Annotated in this window: 16 protein-coding genes; 6 read left to right on the plus strand and 10 right to left on the minus strand. The window is 59.6% G+C overall.

Going from position 1 to position 18,946, the window contains the following annotated elements:
* Window positions 1-22: 22 nt before the first annotated feature.
* Genes EKM04_RS20260 through EKM04_RS20270 form a run of 3 tightly spaced genes read right to left on the minus strand, consistent with a single transcriptional unit; the run spans window position 23 to window position 2,592 of the window.
* Window positions 23-778 carry an ABC transporter ATP-binding protein gene (locus tag EKM04_RS20260; protein ID WP_183893745.1) on the minus strand — a complete coding sequence of 252 codons (756 nt, stop codon included), beginning with the start codon at window positions 776-778 and terminating at the stop codon, window positions 23-25.
* Window positions 778-1,620, minus strand: a complete 843-nt coding sequence (locus EKM04_RS20265; protein WP_183893055.1) for an ABC transporter permease — start codon at window positions 1,618-1,620, stop codon at window positions 778-780. The genes EKM04_RS20260 and EKM04_RS20265 overlap by 1 nt, the downstream gene beginning before the upstream one ends.
* A gap of 6 nt (window positions 1,621-1,626) precedes the next feature.
* Window positions 1,627-2,592: an aliphatic sulfonate ABC transporter substrate-binding protein gene (locus tag EKM04_RS20270; protein WP_174155808.1), complete on the minus strand. Its 966-nt coding sequence runs from the start codon at window positions 2,590-2,592 to the stop codon at window positions 1,627-1,629.
* A 330-nt stretch (window positions 2,593-2,922) separates the two neighbouring features.
* Here EKM04_RS20270 and kdpF point away from each other — a divergent pair, with 330 nt between their 5' ends.
* From kdpF to EKM04_RS20300, 6 genes are read left to right on the plus strand one after another with little or no spacing between them, the layout of a single operon-like run.
* The gene (kdpF, locus tag EKM04_RS20275; protein WP_202049545.1) at window positions 2,923-3,042 is read left to right on the plus strand and encodes a K(+)-transporting ATPase subunit F; all 120 of its coding nucleotides are present in this window, start codon (window positions 2,923-2,925) and stop codon (window positions 3,040-3,042) included.
* Window positions 3,043-3,061: 19 nt separating this feature from the next.
* On the plus strand, window positions 3,062-4,771 hold the full coding sequence (kdpA, locus tag EKM04_RS20280) for a potassium-transporting ATPase subunit KdpA (protein WP_183893057.1): 1,710 nt from the start codon (window positions 3,062-3,064) through the stop codon (window positions 4,769-4,771).
* A 13-nt stretch (window positions 4,772-4,784) separates the two neighbouring features.
* Entirely contained in the window at window positions 4,785-6,821 is a 2,037-nt protein-coding gene (gene kdpB / locus EKM04_RS20285; RefSeq protein ID WP_174155810.1) for a potassium-transporting ATPase subunit KdpB, read from the plus strand.
* A 2-nt stretch (window positions 6,822-6,823) separates the two neighbouring features.
* Window positions 6,824-7,393: a potassium-transporting ATPase subunit KdpC gene (kdpC, locus tag EKM04_RS20290; protein ID WP_183893058.1), complete on the plus strand. Its 570-nt coding sequence runs from the start codon at window positions 6,824-6,826 to the stop codon at window positions 7,391-7,393.
* A 5-nt stretch (window positions 7,394-7,398) separates the two neighbouring features.
* The gene (locus tag EKM04_RS20295; RefSeq protein ID WP_183893060.1) at window positions 7,399-10,092 is read left to right on the plus strand and encodes a sensor histidine kinase; all 2,694 of its coding nucleotides are present in this window, start codon (window positions 7,399-7,401) and stop codon (window positions 10,090-10,092) included.
* Window positions 10,089-10,775: a response regulator gene (locus tag EKM04_RS20300; RefSeq protein WP_174155813.1), complete on the plus strand. Its 687-nt coding sequence runs from the start codon at window positions 10,089-10,091 to the stop codon at window positions 10,773-10,775. The genes EKM04_RS20295 and EKM04_RS20300 overlap by 4 nt, the downstream gene beginning before the upstream one ends.
* Here EKM04_RS20300 and EKM04_RS20305 read toward each other — a convergent pair.
* From EKM04_RS20305 to EKM04_RS20335, 7 genes are all read right to left on the minus strand, one after another.
* Window positions 10,772-12,619: a DUF2264 domain-containing protein gene (locus EKM04_RS20305; protein ID WP_183893062.1), complete on the minus strand. Its 1,848-nt coding sequence runs from the start codon at window positions 12,617-12,619 to the stop codon at window positions 10,772-10,774. The two genes, EKM04_RS20300 and EKM04_RS20305, sit on opposite strands and share 4 nt — an antisense overlap.
* Window positions 12,620-12,684: 65 nt before the next feature.
* Complete coding sequence (locus EKM04_RS20310; protein WP_234910851.1) at window positions 12,685-13,905, minus strand: ABC transporter substrate-binding protein; 1,221 nt, start codon at window positions 13,903-13,905, stop codon at window positions 12,685-12,687.
* Between the two features lie 90 nt (window positions 13,906-13,995).
* The gene (locus tag EKM04_RS20315) at window positions 13,996-14,694 is read right to left on the minus strand and encodes a DUF624 domain-containing protein (RefSeq protein WP_183893066.1); all 699 of its coding nucleotides are present in this window, start codon (window positions 14,692-14,694) and stop codon (window positions 13,996-13,998) included.
* Window positions 14,695-14,711: 17 nt separating this feature from the next.
* Window positions 14,712-15,821, minus strand: coding sequence for an ABC transporter ATP-binding protein (locus EKM04_RS20320; protein ID WP_183893068.1), 1,110 nt, complete (start codon window positions 15,819-15,821; stop codon window positions 14,712-14,714).
* Window positions 15,822-15,836: 15 nt separating this feature from the next.
* Window positions 15,837-17,009, minus strand: a complete 1,173-nt coding sequence (locus EKM04_RS20325) for a glycoside hydrolase family 88 protein (RefSeq protein ID WP_183893070.1) — start codon at window positions 17,007-17,009, stop codon at window positions 15,837-15,839.
* Between the two features lie 4 nt (window positions 17,010-17,013).
* Window positions 17,014-17,850: a carbohydrate ABC transporter permease gene (locus tag EKM04_RS20330; RefSeq protein ID WP_174155819.1), complete on the minus strand. Its 837-nt coding sequence runs from the start codon at window positions 17,848-17,850 to the stop codon at window positions 17,014-17,016.
* A 4-nt stretch (window positions 17,851-17,854) separates the two neighbouring features.
* Window positions 17,855-18,793 (minus strand): carbohydrate ABC transporter permease, encoded by a 939-nt coding sequence (locus EKM04_RS20335; protein WP_412762944.1) that lies wholly within the window; start codon window positions 18,791-18,793, stop codon window positions 17,855-17,857.
* Between the last annotated feature and the right edge of the window lie 153 nt (window positions 18,794-18,946).

The raw sequence follows: 18,946 nt of genomic DNA on the forward strand, positions 1-18,946 counted from the left end.
CCATCGAATTTAAGGGTCGTGCTCATGCGCTCGCACTGTGTTTCGTCTCGGAAAGAGACAAGGCCAAAAGCTCGGACAGGTGCTTTCGCAAGGCCGCAAAGTTCGGCGATGTCCGTTCGCGCTTGCGCGGCAGATCGACAGTCACTTCCTGCAGGATCCGGCCTGGAAAGGGGCGCATGACGATGATGCGGTCTGCCATGATGATGGCTTCCTCGATATCATGTGTGACAAGCAACAGCGTCGAACCCGCCTCGCTCCAAAGATCGACGAGATGATCCTGCAGGTCGGCCCGGGTCATCGCATCTAGAGCGGAGAACGGCTCGTCCAGGAGGAGCACGGATGGTTCTGTAACCAGCGCCCGCGCCAATGCGACGCGCTGCGCCTGCCCTCCCGAAAGCTCCTTGATCCACCGTGTCTCGTAACCCGCAAGACCGATTTTCTTCAGCACCTGCTGCACGCGGTCGCGGCGTTGGTCGGCGTCGAGGGAGGAGAGGCCAAAGCCGATATTGTCGGCAACCGTCAGCCAGGGAAACAGCCGGGGCTCCTGAAAGACGATGTTGACCAGAGGGTCGGGCTTCACAAGGCGTTTGCTATCGAGACGAATTTCGCCACTGCTTGGACTTTCCAGCCCGGATAGCAGGCGCAGAAGCGTGCTCTTGCCGCAACCGGAACCACCGATGACGGCAACGACCTCGCCTTCGTCCACGCTGAGGGAAAATCCTTCCAGCGCGTGGGTGCCGTTGGGGTAGACCTTGGAGAGATTGCGGATATCCATCATCATCGCGGCCCACCATGCGTGTCCTGCCAGCGCAGGAAGGGAGCCGTTATTCCGATAACAAGGCTGTCGGTTGCCTTTCCTACGATGGCAAAAATCAGGATCGCAGCCAGAATCTGGTCTGGTTTTCCAAGCTGCTGACCATCGACCAAGAGGTATCCCAGTCCCTCGGATGCACCCATGAATTCGGCGGCGACAACGAACATCCAGCCAAGACCAAGGCCCGACCTCAGCGCCAGCACATAGCCGGGCAGGATGGAGGGCAGCAGAATGCGGCGCACGAGGTCCAAGCCTGACAGTCGGTAGATGCGGCCGACTTCAACGATCCGCCTGTCAACGCCAACGACCGCGCCATAGACGCCGAGATAGATCGGAAAGAACACGCCGACGCCGATCAGGGCGATCTTGGAGGCTTCGAAAATACCGAACCAGAGAATGAACAGAGGCACCCAGGCGATGGAAGGGATGGCGCGCAGCGACTGAAGGGTCGGGTCGAGAATTCGGGCGGCCCTCGGCAGAAAACCGGTCAGCGCGCCGAGAATTGTTCCTGCCACCGCACCCAGTGCGAACCCCAACAGTACACGTTGCAAGGTAACCCATATATGGGTGAGGAGATCGCCTGAGGTCGCAAGCTCTTGAACCGTCGCCAATATCCGCGACGGCGGTGGCATCAGCCGCCCGCCGATGACGCCCGCGCGGACCAGAAGTTCCCATCCCAGGATGACGACAATCGGAAACACGATGCCAACCGCAGGGTGATCAAGCGGCGACAATCGGCGCTCTCGTTTTTCAGGTCTGTCGATGTCAGCTTGCCGCTTCAGCAGCATCGTATCGAGAAAGGCCATGGGATATCACTGACCTGCCGCTGGGGCATAGCTTGCGTCGATCAGGCTTGCCACGGTTGCCTTCACGTCAACATCCGGCTTGATGACACCTGCCTTTTGAAGCGCAAGACCTGCCGCCTCGATGGTTTGCGCCTGCTCGTCGCCGATTTTGGATTGGCTGAGGTCTGTCCGCTCCAGCTGCCGCGCAATCACGGCATCCGGCAGTTTCGTCGCGGCCACAAGGGCTGCCTTCAGCTTGGCCGGGTCCTTGCGGGCTTCGTCGCGGGCGCGCTCGTAGGTGGCCAGAACGCGTTTGACGATTGCAGGGTGTTCCTTTGCGAAGTCTTCTCGCACATTCAACACGCCCCAGGAATTATTGGCGGGATTGCGATGAAACAGGATGTCGCCATCTTCGATTTCGGCAGATGCCATGATCGGATCAAGACCGGCCCAGGCATCCACATCGCCGCGCTGCAAAGCCAGACGGCCGTCCGCGTGCTGCAAGAGCACCAGCTTGATGTCTTTTTCGCTCAAGCCCTTTTCCGCAAGCGCCCGAACCAGGAAGATATGGGCGTCGGTTCCGCGGGTTGCGGCAACCGATTTGCCTTTCAAATCCTCGACCTTGGTGATGCCGGTATCTTTGCGGGTCACCAGTGCCACCCATTCAGGCTTCGAATAGACATAGATCGATTTGATGGGGTTGCCGTTGATGCGACCGGCGAGGGCGGCGGCACCGGCCGTGGAGCCGAAGTCGAGCGAGCTTGCATTCAGGAATTCGAGCGCCTTGTTGGAACCGGCAGATTGTACCCAGGTGATCTTGATGCCGTCTTTTTCGAATTCCTTCTCCAGCAGACCATCACTCTTGAGAAGCAGACTGACCGGGTTGTAGGTCGCCCAATCGATCCGGATTTCAGAAATGTCCGCAGCATGGGCCTGGCCCAGCGCCACCAGTCCTGCCAATGCACCCAATGCGGACGCAATCAATGATCTCATGTCTCGATCTCCAGATTAGACACATAGCTTCCGGCAAATCGGCGGCATTTGTAATCCGCGCGCTTTTCAAATTTGCGCCCTTTGGAGAAATATCGACCCTGCCGTGGCGGGCTTGCGTAGCGGAATATTCCGACACGGGACGATCCGCTCCGGCGTCCTGGTTTCAGGCAACGGTCTTTATGTTTTCCTTATGTGATCGTCCCATCTTCCCAATCGAACCCTGACGCAAACAGGGCGTAGTGTGCGCTTCTCAACCAAATGGAGAAACCCATATGTCCGACCTTGTCTTTGTCCTTGGCGGCTGCGCGGTGCTGATCGGCTTTGCCGTTTATGCACGCGGCCTCAATCAGCTGTGAGGGCGGCATGATCGAAGCTTTGCTCGCGCTGGCCGTTGCCGGCGCTCTTGTCGTCTACCTCGTCGTGACGCTGTTGCGTCCCGAACGCTTCTGACCTTTCGGGGAGAATATCCATGACCATCATCGGGTGGCTGCAGATCAGCCTCCTTTTCCTCGCCGTGCTCTGCGTCGTCAAACCGCTGGGGCTTTACATGGCGAAGGTTTTTTCGGGCGAAAGAACATTTCTGTCTCCCGTTCTTCAGCCCATCGAGCGCGGCATTTACCGCGTTGCCGGAACCAGTATGGACAAGGAACAGAACTGGCTGGCCTATACGCTGTCCATGCTCGCCTTTTCGCTGGCAAGCTTTCTCGTTCTCTATGCTATCCTGCGTCTGCAGGCCTATCTGCCGCTCAATCCGCAGGGCTTTGCCAACGTGCCGCCGGATCTGGCGTTCAACACTGCGGTCAGCTTCATCACCAACACCAACTGGCAAAACTACGCCGGTGAAGCAACCATGAGCCACTTTAGCCAGATGGCCGGACTGACCGTGCAGAACTTCCTGTCGGCCGCTGTGGGCATTGCGCTTGCCATGGCCTTTACCCGTGCCTTCATGCGCTCGCAGGCCAGTACGCTGGGCAATTTCTGGGTCGATATGACCAGAGCCACATTGTATGTTCTGGTGCCGCTGGCCATCGTCGTTGCACTCGTCTTCGTCTGGACCGGCGTGCCTCAGACATTGGATGCCAGTGTGACCGCAACCACGCTGGAAGGTGCTCAGCAGGTCATTTCGCTCGGCCCCGTCGCCAGCCAGGAGGCCATCAAGCAATTGGGCACCAATGGTGGCGGTTTCTTCAACGTCAACGCGGCTCACCCCTTTGAAAATCCCTCCGCCTTGTCGAATTACATCAACATCTTCGCGATGCTGTGCGTGTCGTCGGCGCTGGTCTACACATTCGGCCAGCTGGTCGGCAACCGCCGCCAGGGCTGGGTGCTGCTATCGGCCATGGCCATCCTACTGATCTCAGGTGTGGCTGTCATCTACTGGGCGGAAGCGTCGGGCAATTCCATTCTGACCGCATTGGGGGTCGATGCCCTGCAAGGCAACATGGAAGGCAAGGAAGTCCGTTTCGGCCAGGCCATGACGGCACTTTACGCAGCCGTCACCACAGGTCTGTCGAACGGCGGTGTCAATGGCATGCATGGCTCCTTCACGGGTCTCGGCGGCCTAGTCCCCATGTTCCTGATCCAGCTTGGCGAAATCTTGCCGGGTGGCGTCGGCTCAGGCCTCTACGGCATGCTCGTCTTTGCGCTGCTGGCCGTTTTCGTCGCCGGTTTGATGGTGGGAAGAACGCCGGAATTTCTGGGCAAGAAGATCGAAGGACGGGAAATGAAATGCGCCATGCTGGCCGTTCTCATCCTGCCTGTCGCCATCCTCGGCTTCTCAGCGGTGTCGGCCATGCTGCCGATGGCGGTTGCGAGCATCGGCACGGCAGGCCCGCACGGGCTTTCGGAAATCCTGTACGCCTACACGTCTGCTGCGGGTAACAATGGTTCTGCCTTCGGTGGCCTTTCCGGGAACACCATTTGGTACAATACGACGCTTGGCCTCGCCATGCTGCTGGGTCGCTTCGCCTATGTCATTCCCGTCATGGCGATTGCCGGTTCGCTGGCGGCAAAGGTCCGCGTTCCCGCGTCCAGCGGCACGTTCCCGACCGATGGCCCGCTCTTTGTCGGCCTTCTCATCGGCATCATCATCATCCTCGGCGGGCTGCAATATTTCCCGGCTCTGGCGCTCGGACCCATCGTCGAACATTTCGCGATGCTGGCCGGTCAGACCTTCTAAAGGAAACCTCTTCATGTCACAAAAGCCAGAAAAACCTGGTCTTTTCGATCCAGCTATCATCGGTCCCGCCATAAGGCAGGCCTTCGTCAAGCTCGATCCCAGACAACTCTACCGCACACCTGTCATCTTCGTGACCGAGGTGGTGGCCGCCATGGTGACCATCATCTTCGTCCGCGATCTCATGATGGGCCACGGCACGGCCGGTTTCTCCGGCCAGATCGCTGCATGGCTGTGGTTCACGGTGCTGTTCGCCACCTTTGCCGAAGCGGTTGCCGAGGGTCGCGGTCGCGCCCAGGCCGAAAGCCTCAAACGCAGCCGCTCCGATCTCACGGCCCGTCGCCTCGATGCCAATGGCGTGGCGCAGGACGTTCCCGCCACCATGCTTGCGGTGGGCGATGTTGTCGTGGTCGATGCCGGAGAACTCATCCCGGGCGATGGCGAAGTGATCGAGGGTGTCGCGTCCGTCAATGAAAGCGCCATCACCGGCGAATCTGCGCCCGTTATCCGCGAATCCGGTGGGGACCGCTCGGCGGTAACAGGCGGCACGCAGGTTCTGTCCGACCAGCTCAAGATCCGCATCACCACCCCTCAGGGCGCCAGCTTCGTGGACCGGATGATTGCGCTCATCGAAGGGGCGGAGCGTCAGAAGACCCCCAACGAGATCGCTCTGTCGATCCTGCTCTCCGGCCTGACGCTGATCTTTCTCATTGTCGTTATCACGATCTGGGGTCTTGCAGGCTACTCCGGCACGGTGCTTACCGTCACGGTTCTGGCGGCTCTGCTTGTCACCCTCATCCCCACCACCATCGGCGGTTTGCTGTCGGCCATCGGCATTGCCGGTATGGACAGGCTCGTGCGCTTCAATGTCATCGCCACGTCTGGACGTGCCGTTGAAGCGGCAGGCGATGTCGATACGCTGCTTCTCGACAAGACTGGCACGATCACCTTCGGCAACCGTATGGCGGCGGATTTCATCCCCGCACCCGGCGTCACGCAGCAGCAATTGGCCGAAGCCGCGCTTCTGGCCAGCCTGTCGGACGAAACGCCCGAAGGCCGGTCCATCGCGGCCCTTGCGACCGGCGAATTCGGCCTTCAGGCCCCGAAGGCTGTGGTCGACAACACCATTGCGTTCAGCGCGCAGACCCGCCTGTCCGGCGTCGACATGGGCGCACATCAATTGCGCAAGGGCGCCATCGATGCCGTGCTGAAATTCACCGGCCTGACTGACAAGGACGCACCGCGCGAATTTCTGCAGGCGGTGGAAAGTGTGGCACGATCAGGCGGCACGCCGCTGGGTGTGGCTGATGGCAAGCGCCTGCTCGGCGTCATCCACCTCAAGGATGTGGTCAAGCCCGGCATCAAGGAACGGTTTGCCGCTCTGCGCGCCATGGGCATCCGTACCGTCATGGTCACGGGCGACAATCCGGTCACCGCCGCCGCCATCGCATCCGAAGCCGGTGTCGATGACTTCCTGGCCGAAGCAACGCCGGAGGACAAGCTCGCCTATATCAGGCGTGAACAGCAGGGCGGTCGCCTGATTGCCATGTGTGGCGATGGCACCAATGATGCGCCAGCGCTGGCGCAGGCCGATGTCGGCGTTGCCATGCAGAGCGGCACCCAGGCAGCGCGCGAGGCCGCCAACATGGTCGATCTCGACTCCAGCCCGACCAAGCTCATAGAGATCGTCGAAATCGGCAAGCAGCTTCTGATGACACGCGGTTCGCTGACGACGTTTTCCATTGCCAACGATGTCGCCAAATATTTCGCGATCATTCCGGCCTTGTTCGTGACGACCTATCCGGCACTTGCGGCCTTCAACATCATGGGCCTGTCCTCGCCGCAATCGGCCATTCTCTCTGCCGTCATCTTCAACGCTCTCATCATCATCGCGCTCATTCCCCTGGCGCTGAAGGGCATCGCCTACCGGCCATCCAGCGCTGCCGCGCTTTTGCGCCGTAACCTTCTGATCTACGGTCTGGGCGGGCTGCTCCTGCCATTTGCCGGAATCAAGATAATCGATCTCGCCGTTTCGGCCCTGCATCTGGTGTAATCATGTTCAAACTTCTCAGACCCGCCTTTGCCGTTCTCATTCTGCTGACGCTCGTTACCGGCGTTGCCTATCCGCTTGCGGTCACCGGTATCGCTCAGGTGGTCATGCCGCAGCAGGCCAATGGCAGTGTCATCCGTCGTGGCGAAGCCGTCGTCGGCTCTGCTCTCATCGGCCAGAATTTCGCCTCCGAGCGTTATTTCTGGCCGCGTCCTTCGGCAACCTCGCCGGATCCCTATAATGCCGCGGCCTCGTCCGGCTCCAATCTCGGTACGACATCGGCCAAGCTGAAGGACCGTGTCGCTGCGGATATCGAGCGGCTCAAAACGGTGGGCCTAACGGGTGCTGTTCCAGCCGATGCCGTCACCACGTCCGGCTCCGGTCTCGATCCCCATATCTCGCCGGATTTTGCCCAGGCGCAGGTCAATCGCGTCGCAACCGCCCGGCAGTTGTCCGTGCCGCAGGTACAGGATCTGCTGCTCAAGCACACGCAGAATGCCGTCCTTGGAATTGTCGGTGAACCGCGCGTGAATGTGCTAGAGCTGAACCTTGCGCTGGATGCGCTCAAGAGCTGATACGAATGCCGACAAACGACCCTTACGAGACGAACCGTCCCGATCCTGACGCGTTGCTTGCCCTGGCGGAGAAAGACCGCCGGGGCAAGCTGACGATTTTTCTAGGCGCCGCGCCCGGTGTCGGCAAAACCTATGCGATGCTGAACCGCGCCCAGAGATTGCGCACCGATCGCACCGAAATCGTCGTCGGGCTTGCCGAAACCCATGGCCGTACTGAAACCTCCGCGCTTCTGGAAGGGCTGGAGATTTTGCCACGTCTATCGGTCTCCTACCACGGCAAGGAATTGCAGGAGTTCGATCTCGACGGCGCGCTGGCACGAAAGCCTGCGATCATCATCGTCGATGAACTGGCGCATTCCAACCCGGAAGGCTTCCGGCATCCGAAACGCTATCAGGATATCGACGAACTCATCGAGGCCGGGATCGATGTGTGGACGGCGCTCAACATCCAGCATCTGGAAAGCCTCTCCGATCTCGTTTCCCAGATCACCGGCGTCAATGTACGGGAGAGAATTCCCGACACGGTGCTGAAAAAGGCCGATGACGTCTTGCTGGTCGATCTGCCGCCTGCAGAGCTGATCACCCGCTTGCAGGATGGCAAGGTTTACCTGCCCGCCAGCGCGCGCCGCGCCGCCGACAGGTTCTTCCGTCTGGGAAATCTCACCGCACTTCGAGAGCTGGCACTTCGAAGGACCGCTGACCGCGTGGACGATCAGATGATCGACTATCTGCGCCAGAACGCCATCGAGGGTCCGTGGGCAACCGCCGAGCGTCTCCTGGTCTGTATTGGCTCTGACACCTTGTCGGAGAAAGTGGTTCGCGTTGCCAGTCGTCTGGCGTCTGGCCTCAATGCGCCCTGGCTGGTCGTCAACATTTCCCATTCCGATCGCGAAACCCTTGATGACGAGGACCTGCGGCGCATCGATGATACGTTTCGCCTTGCCGAAAAGCTGGGTGCCGAAACCCGGCGCGTTACCGGCAGCGATTTCGTCACCGAGATCATGAAGCTGGCCAAACGAGAGCATGCCACGCAAATTGTCATCGGATCGCATTGTCGAAAATGGCTGCGCAATCCGTTGCGCACCAGCCTTGCCGACGCGTTGACGCAGGAAACGAGCGGCATCGGCCTGCACCTTGTCACTGCCGATGAAAAGACGCCGCATCGCACACGCGCCAAGCCGGTTCTGCCGCGTCTTCCCACGCTGGCCAAACCCTTCGGTATCGCTTTCATGTGCGTCCTGCCAGCCGCCTTGATCGGGGCGCTGATCGACCGCATCGTCTATCTCCCGAATATTTCCCTTCTGTTTCTCATCTCCGTGCTGACATCCGCGGTTTATGCCGGTTTTGCGGCTGCCCTCATGGCGGCGATGCTGTCGGCGCTCGCCTATAATTTCTTCTTCATCCCGCCGCTCTACACCTTCACCATCGCTTCGCCGCATGAGGTGTTTGCGCTCTTCACCTTCGTGGTGGCGGCGATCCTTGCGGGCAGTCTCGGTTCGCGCATTCGCGAGCAGGCCAAGACGGCGCGGGCGCGTGCCACGGCCATGCAGGCGCTTTACGACTTCGCCCGCAAGCTGTCCGGCACCGTCGATGTCGACGAGGTGTTGTGGGCCTCGGTCACGCAGCTGCATGCGGGCATCAATCGCAACATCGTCTTTCTTCGTCCAAACGGCGATGTGCTGGAAACGGCCGCCGCCTGGCCGCCTGACACCGAGTTGGGCATTTCCGAAGTCGCCGCCGCACGTTGGGCGAACACGAGAAAAGAACCGGCAGGCGCCGGTACTGGCACTCTGCCCAATTGCCGGTTCCAGTTCAGGCCGCTCACCACCCCTCACGGTGTGGTCGGCGTTTGCGGCTATGAAGTCGGCGACGAGGCGCTGGATTCCAACGCCGAGCGCATGTTTTCCGCCATCATCGACCAGACGGCGACGGCCATCGACCGCGCCCGCCTGTCGTCGGAGAGCGCCAAGCAGTCCGTGCGTCTGGAAAGCGAGAAATATCGCGAAGCGCTCCTTTCCTCCATTTCCCATGATCTGCGCACGCCCCTCGCCACCATCACCGGTGCCGTCACCAGCCTGCGCGAACTGGGCGAACGGATGACGCCGGAAAGCCGTGACGACCTCCTGCAATCCATCGAGGAGGAGGGTGCGCGGCTTAGCCGTTTCGTCGCCAACCTGCTGGATATGACGCGGATCTCGACAGGCACCCTGCAAGCCAAACGCGAATGGGTTGACGTCAGCGATGTCGTGCGGTCCGCCACGGAGCGCGCCCGCAAATACTTTCCAGCGCAGACATTCGAGACCGGCATTGCGACGGATTTACCGCTTCTTCGGGGAGATAGCGTGCTTCTGGAACAGGTCCTGTTCAACCTTCTGGACAATGCCGCCAAATATGGCGGCGGCGAGCCGGTCAATATTTACGCCCGTCGCGACGGAAAAGAACTGGTCCTGTCGGTCACCGATATGGGCAAAGGCATTCCTACCGTCGATCTCGACCGCATCTTCGAGAAATTCTACCGCCGCTCCAAGACCGATGGCCGCTCGCCCGGCACCGGGCTGGGCCTCTCCATCGCGCGTGGTTTCGTAGAAGCCCTTGGTGGACGCATCCATGCCGAAAGCCCGGCGGTGAGGAAGAGAGGCACTCGTATTGTCATGCGTTTCCCAGTAGAGGAGAAAGACCAGAACTCGGGATCACCATGACACTCGCGCGCATTCTCGTCGTTGATGACGAACCTCAGATCCGGCGTTTTCTGCGCCCAGCGCTCGTCGCTGCGGGCTATGATGTCATCGAGGCCGAAAATGGTGCGGATGCGCTGAAAGCGGTGGCAACCGCTGCACCCGATGCCGTCATTCTCGATCTCGGCCTGCCGGATATGGATGGCAAGGAGGTGATATCAAGCCTTCGCGGCTGGTCCACCATTCCCATCATCATCCTGTCGGCGCGCGACCGCGAGGTGGAAAAGATCGCAGCGCTCGATCTGGGTGCCGACGACTATATCGAAAAACCCTTCGGCATTGGCGAACTCACCGCCCGCATCAGAACCGCCATGCGCCACCGGGCAAATGCCGGCAAAGCCCCCTCGCTCGTCACGGCCGATGGCCTTGTCATTGACGTGATCAAGCGCATCGTGTCCCGAGACGGTCAGTCCATTCGCCTCACGCCGAAGGAATACGACCTTTTGACGCTGCTGGCCCACCATGCGGGCCGCGTCGTCACCCATCGCACCCTTTTGACCTCGGTTTGGGGCCCGGCCCATGAAGAAGACCTGCATTATCTGCGCGTCTTCATCGGCCAGCTTCGCCAGAAGATCGAGCGCGATCCGGCCCAGCCGAAGATCGTCCAGACGGAACCTGGTGTCGGCTATCGGCTGATCAGTGATTAGAGTGCGAACGCATCCACGCGCTTGCCCTCTGCGCTGAAGAGCCTTTCCAACGCGGCGAGATCAGGCGCAGGCGGAGCTTTGGCGAGAGCTTCCCTGGCTTGGTCGTTCAAAGGCAATGCCATGGCCGCCGTCACCAGAACCGTCTCACCAGCGGCGATCTTGCCACGCAACTGCGGCACGAGAGTTCGGGCATGGATGAGGTTGGTGTTGGCAATCGCCTGATGAGCCACACCGTCGCGAAGGGGGCCGGGCGACAGATCGAGGATTGCGCTTGTGTCCTGCTGGCCAAAGCAGACTGCCTTGCCGTTGCTAATCTCGCTCGTATCGCGGTTGAAGTCGGCGCGTTCAATGGCAAAACCGCCTTCGGATGTTTCCAGCGCATAGGGTGTCTTGATCCGGTGAACTCTCACATGCCACGGGTTTTGCGGAATGAGCCATGTCTCGACCACGACATCACGCCATGGGCGCCAGCGGGAATAGAGATGGTCGCCCGCGATGAGCGCCTCCTCCATCGTCTCGCGTGTGCGGAAATGCACGCCATCGTCGGATAGGCCCAGCATGCCGTCGAAACTGGCCGCCGCAAAATGCCGGTCGTCAGCCTCGATGTTGAAGGCATAGCGGGTCGAATAGACGAATTTCGAATATTTCTCCTGCGCGCCTCGCATTTTGTCATGCTGCTGACCGGACGAGAGGACAACGACATTGCCTGGCGTGTGGAACGCCACCATGCCGGGTTTCGGCAAGGGGATTGGCTCGGCAAATGTCTCCGCCGCAGCCTCCTGCGCCGTCCAGAACGGATGGTCGGCCGGTAGTGCCAGGGGTAGAAAGAACTTGAGCGCCCAATAAGGCGAGCAGGGGGAGTTATAGCTCTCGCTCATCAACAGGTTGGGATAGCCGTAACCGATGGATAGCACACCGTCACGGTCACAGATTGGCAGCTTCGACCACCATCTGATATGGCGCATGTAATAGCCTTTGACCTGGCTCCACGGCAGCGCTTCCAGATCGGCAAAGGCAAGCCCGCCCCAGAAGCCCCCTGCGGCAAAGCGGTAGGTCTGGCTGCGGCCAAAGGCGAGCGAAGCGCCATCCGGCCCGAACCAGTGACGGATATCGTTGGCAAAGCGTCTGGAGCGTTGAAGCAAACGGGCTTTCCTCTCCTCATCACCCTTGCCAAGCACCGTGTAGATCAGCCCATAGAAGTGCATGGCAAAGGGCACGTAATGATCAACCCGACGCACCGGCCCATCGCGATACCAGCCGTCGCCAATATCAAAAGCCTCAAGTTCATCGAGATAGGCCTGCGTCTTGGTGGTATCGAACGCGACACCCACACGCTCCAGACCCAGATCGATCAGAACCCGGAAGAACTTCCAGTTGTTGTCAACGAATTCGCGGTCACGCGCCGCCAGCAGATAGGCGGCAACGACGTCCTTGTCTGCCTCGCTCAATGGTTCCCATATGTGCTGTGGCACCATGGCCAGTGCAAAACCGATGGCTGCCAGCTCGACAAGCCGCTGGTTGCGGTCGGACACGTCGCCCCAATATTCGGCGTGATCCGGGTTGGTGCCATTGGCCAGACCGCGCCGGTACAGTTCCCAATGTGGGAAGTCATATCCGCCAGCAGCCAGGGGAACGATGCCCCAGAGCGGCCGTGCGAAGCCCTCCAGTTCGGCTGCGGGATAGTCGAAGATCGCGCCTGTCGCGCTCAACCGCACTCGCGCTCCTCCTTGCGAAAAATATGGCAGAAGCGGGTTGAACAGGTCCATCACCCCTTTCGCAAGATCGTCCCGCGTGAGCAGTGGATTGTTGAAAAGCGGATTGTCCCTAGCGCTATCGTGATGCACGGCATGTCTTTCAAAAACAGGTCATAAAAGACGGCGGTCGCGAGAGGCCCGCGACCGCCCGATGCTTACTTGATGGCTTTGACGCCGTCGTCCATGTCCTTGATACCGTCATCGATGGAGAGGTTATCGGTCATCAGCGCATCGTGGACGCGGTTCAGCACGACTTCGATGCGGGCGGCATTCGGGTTGACCGCCATTTCCAGATAGGCCTTGCCGGCTTTCAGCGCATCCTTGCTGTTCTGGTCCTGCGGAAAGCCTGGAAGCGCTGCGATGGTCTGGGCGACCGTGTCCGATCTCAGCGCCGGGAATGTGCCGGTCGATGCAACGATTTCAGCGCCCTCCGGGCCGGTCACAAACTTGATGAAATCAAGCGCCGCTTCCTTGTGTGCCGAATTGGAATTGACCGACAGACCAGAAATTTGCGCGGCCGTCGTGCCTGCTTCCACGCCATCGGGATGCGGGAACTTGACGATACCCCAATTGGCGCTCTTGGATTCGCCTGATTTCACCTTGGCGATCTGCGTTCCCATGAACCACGTTCCCATCGGCAACATGCCGATGGTGCCGTTGAAGAAGAGCGCGGAATAATGGGTGTTGGAGGTTTTGAGCGATGCATAGGACGGGATGGCGCCGCTCTTTTGCAGGGCAAGTGCCCGTTCGTACCAAGGCTTCAGAAACGCGTAGTTGCCATCGACCAGCGTCTGCTTGCCATCCTGAATGCCGGGCAGTTGTACGGTCGAGCGCCATGTGTGCAACAGCGCACCATAGACACGGTTTTGGCCCATGCCGCCTTTGAGCTTCGTGGCGATCTCGTCAAACTGCGCCCAAGTCATGTCATTGGTGGGATAGGGGACGCCTGCCTTGTCGAAGATGTCCTTGTTGTAATAGACGATCCAGAAATCGGAACGGAACGGCAGGGCGTAGATTTTGCCATCCACCGTCAGTTCCTCGATCAGCCCGCCATAGCCTGCCGGATCGATCTTCTGGTCCTTCATGTAGCCGCTGAGATCGTCAATGTTTCCGGCCCGCACGAGGTTGGCGTAACCCGGCACGTCCTTGATGGTGACGATATCGATGTCCTTCGAGCCGCCGGTCAACTGCGTCGAAATCATCTGCGTATAGTCCTGCGAACCCAGATCGACGGGCTCGAAACTCACATTCGGATGCTTGGCTTTATAAGCGTCCATCAGCGGCTTGAAGTAGGCACCCTTGTCGAGATCCCACAAAGCCCATTTCAGGGTCACCGGCGCATCACTCTGCGCAAAGGCGGCCCCTCCCATGCTCATGGCAAAGCCTATTCCTACGGTGGCCAAAGCGAATGCACGTCGTGTCGTGTTGAATTCCATCGTCGGTTTCCTCCCGGACTGTGTTTGGTTTTATGGATGTTTCGGGTTGCTTGGCTCTTGCACCTCAAGGGTCTCGATGTGCCGTGCGGCAAAGCACATGGTGAAGATGCCCAGCGAAAAGTTGATGGTGGCAGGCATGAACACCGACACCGGATAAAACAGGATATGGGCGAGCCAGAGAGCGGCTGCGAAACCCAATGCAGCCGACATGGGCAGCGGCTTCACCAGTGCCAAAAGCGCCGCCTGTCGAAACAGGCTGGAAAACGACAGGTCGCGCGTCACGGCCAGCACGATGGCATAGGCGGATACGAGGCCGGTAAACAGCGTGATGACGATGCTGATCGCCAAAGGCAGGCTGTAGATCAGCGCATCCGGCACCGCTTTTGCATAGGCAATGACGGCATAGATGCTGGCGGCGATCATTGCGGCGCAAACCGCAATCAGCACCGTGCCGCGTACCGCATAGTGCCGGAGAGCCTCCAGAAAGTCGCGTAGCAGATAGGTATTTTCATCCGCAACGATTGCGCGGGACACCCGCGCCATGGCCAGCGTGGCCGCAGGGATCGTGAGCAATGGCAGGCTGGCAATCAGGAACAGCAGATTGAGCTTCACCAGCTCCCACCATTCCCGTTTCAAAATATCGAAGAACAGGGCAAGGCCGGTGGCGCGCGGGGCATCCTTGTCGATCCCGGCTCCCTCCCTTGTCCATAGTCCTTCAAGCCACTGCATCATGCGCCTCCCAGCGTTCAGTAGAGAATGGAACGTTCCGTTTCCGGGTCGAAGACCTGCGCGCCCGTCAGGTCGGCAATCAGGGTGATGTCATCGCCTATTCTGCCTTTGAACCGCGGCGAAACACGCGCGATCAGCGCCTTGCCGCTTGCAACAAGATTGAGGTGAACCTCCGATCCCATCGGCTCGGCCAGTTCCAGCGTGGCGTTGAAAGGCACGGTGTTTGCCGCGTCGATATCAGCGGGCGCAAACTCGTGAAAATTCTCCGGGCGGATGCCGAGGATCACGTCCTTGTTTTCGTAAGGGCGCAGCCGTTCGGCATCGATGCTCGCAGGCAAAGGCAGCGGCGTGCCATCGAACACGGCCGTGACGCGTTCACCGTCCCGCTTCAATGTTACCGGCAGCATGTTCATCTGCGGTGCGCCGATAAAACCGGCGACGAACATATTGATGGGCCGGTCGTATAGTTGCTGCGGCGTGTCCACCTGCTGGATGTGACCATCCTTCATGACCACGATGCGGTCCGCCATCGTCATGGCTTCGATCTGGTCGTGCGTCACATAGATGAAAGTGGCATCCAGCCGCTTGTGCAGCTTGCTGATCTCGGCGCGCATCGTGCCGCGCAGCTTGGCATCGAGGTTGGACAACGGTTCGTCGAGAAGAAACACTTCCGGGTTGCGCACCATGGCGCGGCCCAGCGCCACGCGCTGCCGTTGCCCGCCCGACAGCGCCTTCGGCTTGCGGTTCAAGAGATGCGTGATGTCAAGAATATTGGCCGCTTCCTTCACCTTCTCGTCGATGAAATCGCGCGGCGCTTTGCGCAATTGCAGGCCGAAGGCCATGTTCTTGTACACCGTCATATGCGGGTAAAGCGCGTAGTTCTGGAACACCATGGCGATATCGCGGTCTTTCGACGGCACGTCGTTCATCACGTCCTCGCCGATGCGAAGCTCGCCACCGGAGATGTCCTCCAGCCCGGCAATCATCCGCAATGTCGTGGACTTGCCGCAGCCGGACGGGCCGACGAGAATGATGAATTCCTTGTCGGCGATCTCCAGATCGATATCGTGGACGACCTTGAGCGCACCAAAGGTCTTGTTGAGTTTTTTCAGCGAAATGCTTGCCATACCGTCCTCACGCGATCACCAGTAGGAGGCCCAGTTGCGCGACAGTCGCGTCAGGGCTTCCAGATAATAATAGTCGCCCCACGACACGCACTCGTCGACGCCTTCGCCGCGGCAGGTGTTGTGCGGCGTCTTCTTCGAATAGGTGCCGTGGAGAAGCTGACCGTTGGAAACAGCCGGATCCCTGACCGAATAGCTATCGACAAGGCTTTTCACCATGCGCCCGGCGAGATTGCGGTATTCCTCGGCCTTCTCAGGCTCTTCCAGATCGGCCATTTCCAGCAGGCCGCAGGCAACGATAGCCGCGGCCGAGCTGTCGCGCGGTTCGCCATCCTTCTCGGTGAAGACGAGGTCCCAATAGGGCACGAGATCGGACGGCAGGCGCTTCAGGTAAAAGGCCAGCAGTCGCTCGAACGCCTCACGATAGGCGGGCAGCCGCTCGTAGCGGTAGGAAAACGCCATTCCGGCAATACCCCAGGCCTGGCCACGCGCCCAATAGCTCTCGTCGCTATAACCCTGCTTCGTCACGCCGCGCACCGGCGCGCCGGTGTGCGGGTCCATGTAGAAAGTGTGATAGGTGGAATCGTCAGGCCGAACGGAATGGGCAAGCGTTGTGCGGGCATGGGCCAGCGCGACGTCGCGGTACTCTTCGCGGCCTGTCTGCTCGGCTGCCCAGTAGAGCAGCGGCAGGTTCAGCAGGCAGTCGATGATGTAGCGATATTCGTCGGGATTGTTCTTGCGGCCCCATGCCTGAATGAACTGCCCGACAGGCTGGAACCGCTCCATCAACTGGTCGGCGGCCATCAGGGCTGCGCGCTTGCCGTCCTCGTCGCCCACCAGCTTCCAGGCGGCGATGCAGGATGGTGAATAGAGAAAGCCCATGTCGTGATGGTCCGTCTCGATGCGGTTTTCGATCCGGTGCAGAAAACTCTGCACCTGTATCTGTGCCGCATGTTGAAACACCCTGTCGCCCGTATGCTCGAAGGCGAGCCATATCTGTCCCGGCCAGAACCCTGCAGTCCATTGATCGTTGGCGACGGCAGGATAGACATTGCCGACGCTGGAGTGGTTCTGTGCCTTGTAGGTAAATTCCGGCAGGTTGCGCCGCACCTGTTCGACAGCCGTCGCCATCGCCACATCGACTTCGGCTTCGCTGATCGGGCTGGGTTGGGTGTCGGTAGAATTCAGCATGGTATCAACCCTTGATCCCGGAGGAGGCGACGCCTTCGACGAAGAAACGTTGCAGCGCCAGAAAAACGATAAGCACCGGGATCAGGGCGACCACGGAGGCGGCCATGATCAACCCGTATTCTGCAGAATATTGCGAAATGAACATGCGAAGCCCGATCTGGATGGTCTTCAGCTCGGTTTTCGTCAGATAGATCATCGGCCCCAGAAAGTCGTTCCAGGTCGTGACGAACGTGAAGATCGTCAGCGTCGAGAGCGCCGGCTTGGACAGCGGCAACATGATCTTCGCCCAGATCTGGTACTCGTTCATGCCGTCGATGCGGGCTGCCTCGCACAATTCATTGGGGATCGACATGTAGAACTGCCGCATCAGAAACACGCCGAACGCGGTGAAGGCTTGGAGCAGTATCAGCGCCAGATGGGTGTTGTTGAGGCCGAATTCGCGCATCAGCAGAAACTGTGGCACCATATAGACCTGCCACGGCATGGCGATGGTGGCGATGTAGCCCAGAAACAGCGTGTTCTTGTAGGGAAAATGCAGCTTGGCAAAGGCATAGGCCGCGAAACTCGACGTCAGCAACTGCATGATCGTGACGATGATGGTCAGCTTCGACGTGTTGTAGATGAACAGCGCCAGCGGAATCTTCGTCCAGATCTCGGTGTAGTTCTCCCACCGTGGCTGCGCCGGTATCCATTCGATGGGGAAGGCGAAGACATCGCGGCTCAGCTTGAGCGACGCCGACAGCATCCACGCAAACGGCAGCAGCATGATGATGGTGATCGCGATGACGGTTGCGTAGACGGCAATCGTACCAACAGTGACTTTCCGGCCCATGATCCGCATCGTCTCAGTCCTCCCGCTGACGTTTGAACTGGACGACGGTTACGGCCAGCACAAGGAAGAACAGAACCAGCGCAATCATGCTGGAATAGCCGAGATCCCATGAAATGAAGGCTTCGTTGTAGATGTGGTAGACCAGAACCAGCGTCGACGTGCCGGGTCCGCCCTGCGTAATCATGTAGACCTGATCGAAGACCTTGAACGACTGGATGGTCAGCATGACGGTGACGAAGAACGTCGTCGGTGCCAGTTGCGGCAGCGTGACGTGGATGAACTTCTGCCAGGCATTGGCACCATCAAGCCCGGCAGCCTCATAAAGCTCGGAATTGATGCCCTGAAGCCCGGCCAGATAGATCACCATGTAATAACCCATGCTTTTCCAGATGCCGAACAGAATGACGGTCACCATCGCCCAGTGCCGATCTGCGGCCCAGCCGGGCATGTCCGCCGGGTCCATGCCCAAAGTGTAGAGCAGCATGTTCACAGGCCCCATTTCGGGGTTGAAAATCATGTTCCACACGACCGCCACAGCCACCAGCGAGGCGACATAGGGAAAGAACATGGCGGTGCGGAAGAAGTCGCGCCCGAGGATTTTCTGGTTGAGCAAAACCGCCAGCCCCAGCGCGCAGGCGAGCGTCGCCGGCACGGAAACCACGGTGTAGACGATCGTGTTCCAGAAGGCCGAGATAAACGCCTTGTCTTCGAACAGGCGCCAGAAATTGTCCAGCCCTGCAAAGCTCATGGCATTGGAGCCATCCCAGTGCATGAAGGCCAGTGCGAAGGCAAACAGGATGGGGCCGAGCGTGAAGATGGCAAAGCCGAGGAAATTCGGGGCAATGAAGGAGTAGGCGATCAGCGCATTTTCGACCCGGCGTCGTTTCTTCGAAACGATCCGCACCTTTTTCTTGCGGTATGGGGCCGCCTGTGTGTCGGACGCGGTCACGATGGCCACGGCATTCCTCCCATTGTCGGCCAGCCATCGTCATCATCGACGCGGACCTCGGTCATCTCCTGCGATCAGATTTTCACCTGACGCCTCCAGCTGTTTTGATATCATAAATTCTGCATTGGTCAAACAACTTCACATAAAGTCAGACAA

Origin of the sequence: Rhizobium skierniewicense Ch11, assembly GCF_023757665.1 — a bacterium.
In the GTDB taxonomy this organism is placed as follows: Bacteria; Pseudomonadota; Alphaproteobacteria; order Rhizobiales; family Rhizobiaceae; genus Agrobacterium; species Agrobacterium skierniewicense.

What these genes read in the sequence shown, in the direction of transcription:
- EKM04_RS20315 (WP_183893066.1), bottom strand. Translation starts at nt 14,694, where the DNA reads ATGCAGTGGCTTGAAGGACTATGGACAAGGGAGGGAGCCGGGATCGAC.
- EKM04_RS20310 (WP_234910851.1), bottom strand. Translation starts at nt 13,905, where the DNA reads ATGAGCATGGGAGGGGCCGCCTTTGCGCAGAGTGATGCGCCGGTGACC.
- kdpF (WP_202049545.1), top strand. Translation starts at nt 2,923, where the DNA reads ATGCACGCGGCCTCAATCAGCTGTGAGGGCGGCATGATCGAAGCTTTG.
- kdpC (WP_183893058.1), top strand. Translation starts at nt 6,824, where the DNA reads ATGTTCAAACTTCTCAGACCCGCCTTTGCCGTTCTCATTCTGCTGACG.
- EKM04_RS20270 (WP_174155808.1), bottom strand. Translation starts at nt 2,592, where the DNA reads ATGAGATCATTGATTGCGTCCGCATTGGGTGCATTGGCAGGACTGGTG.
- EKM04_RS20295 (WP_183893060.1), top strand. Translation starts at nt 7,399, where the DNA reads ATGCCGACAAACGACCCTTACGAGACGAACCGTCCCGATCCTGACGCG.
- EKM04_RS20300 (WP_174155813.1), top strand. Translation starts at nt 10,089, where the DNA reads ATGACACTCGCGCGCATTCTCGTCGTTGATGACGAACCTCAGATCCGG.
- kdpB (WP_174155810.1), top strand. Translation starts at nt 4,785, where the DNA reads ATGTCACAAAAGCCAGAAAAACCTGGTCTTTTCGATCCAGCTATCATC.
- kdpA (WP_183893057.1), top strand. Translation starts at nt 3,062, where the DNA reads ATGACCATCATCGGGTGGCTGCAGATCAGCCTCCTTTTCCTCGCCGTG.
- EKM04_RS20260 (WP_183893745.1), bottom strand. Translation starts at nt 778, where the DNA reads ATGATGGATATCCGCAATCTCTCCAAGGTCTACCCCAACGGCACCCAC.
- EKM04_RS20265 (WP_183893055.1), bottom strand. Translation starts at nt 1,620, where the DNA reads ATGGCCTTTCTCGATACGATGCTGCTGAAGCGGCAAGCTGACATCGAC.
- EKM04_RS20330 (WP_174155819.1), bottom strand. Translation starts at nt 17,850, where the DNA reads ATGCGGATCATGGGCCGGAAAGTCACTGTTGGTACGATTGCCGTCTAC.
- EKM04_RS20320 (WP_183893068.1), bottom strand. Translation starts at nt 15,821, where the DNA reads ATGGCAAGCATTTCGCTGAAAAAACTCAACAAGACCTTTGGTGCGCTC.
- EKM04_RS20325 (WP_183893070.1), bottom strand. Translation starts at nt 17,009, where the DNA reads ATGCTGAATTCTACCGACACCCAACCCAGCCCGATCAGCGAAGCCGAA.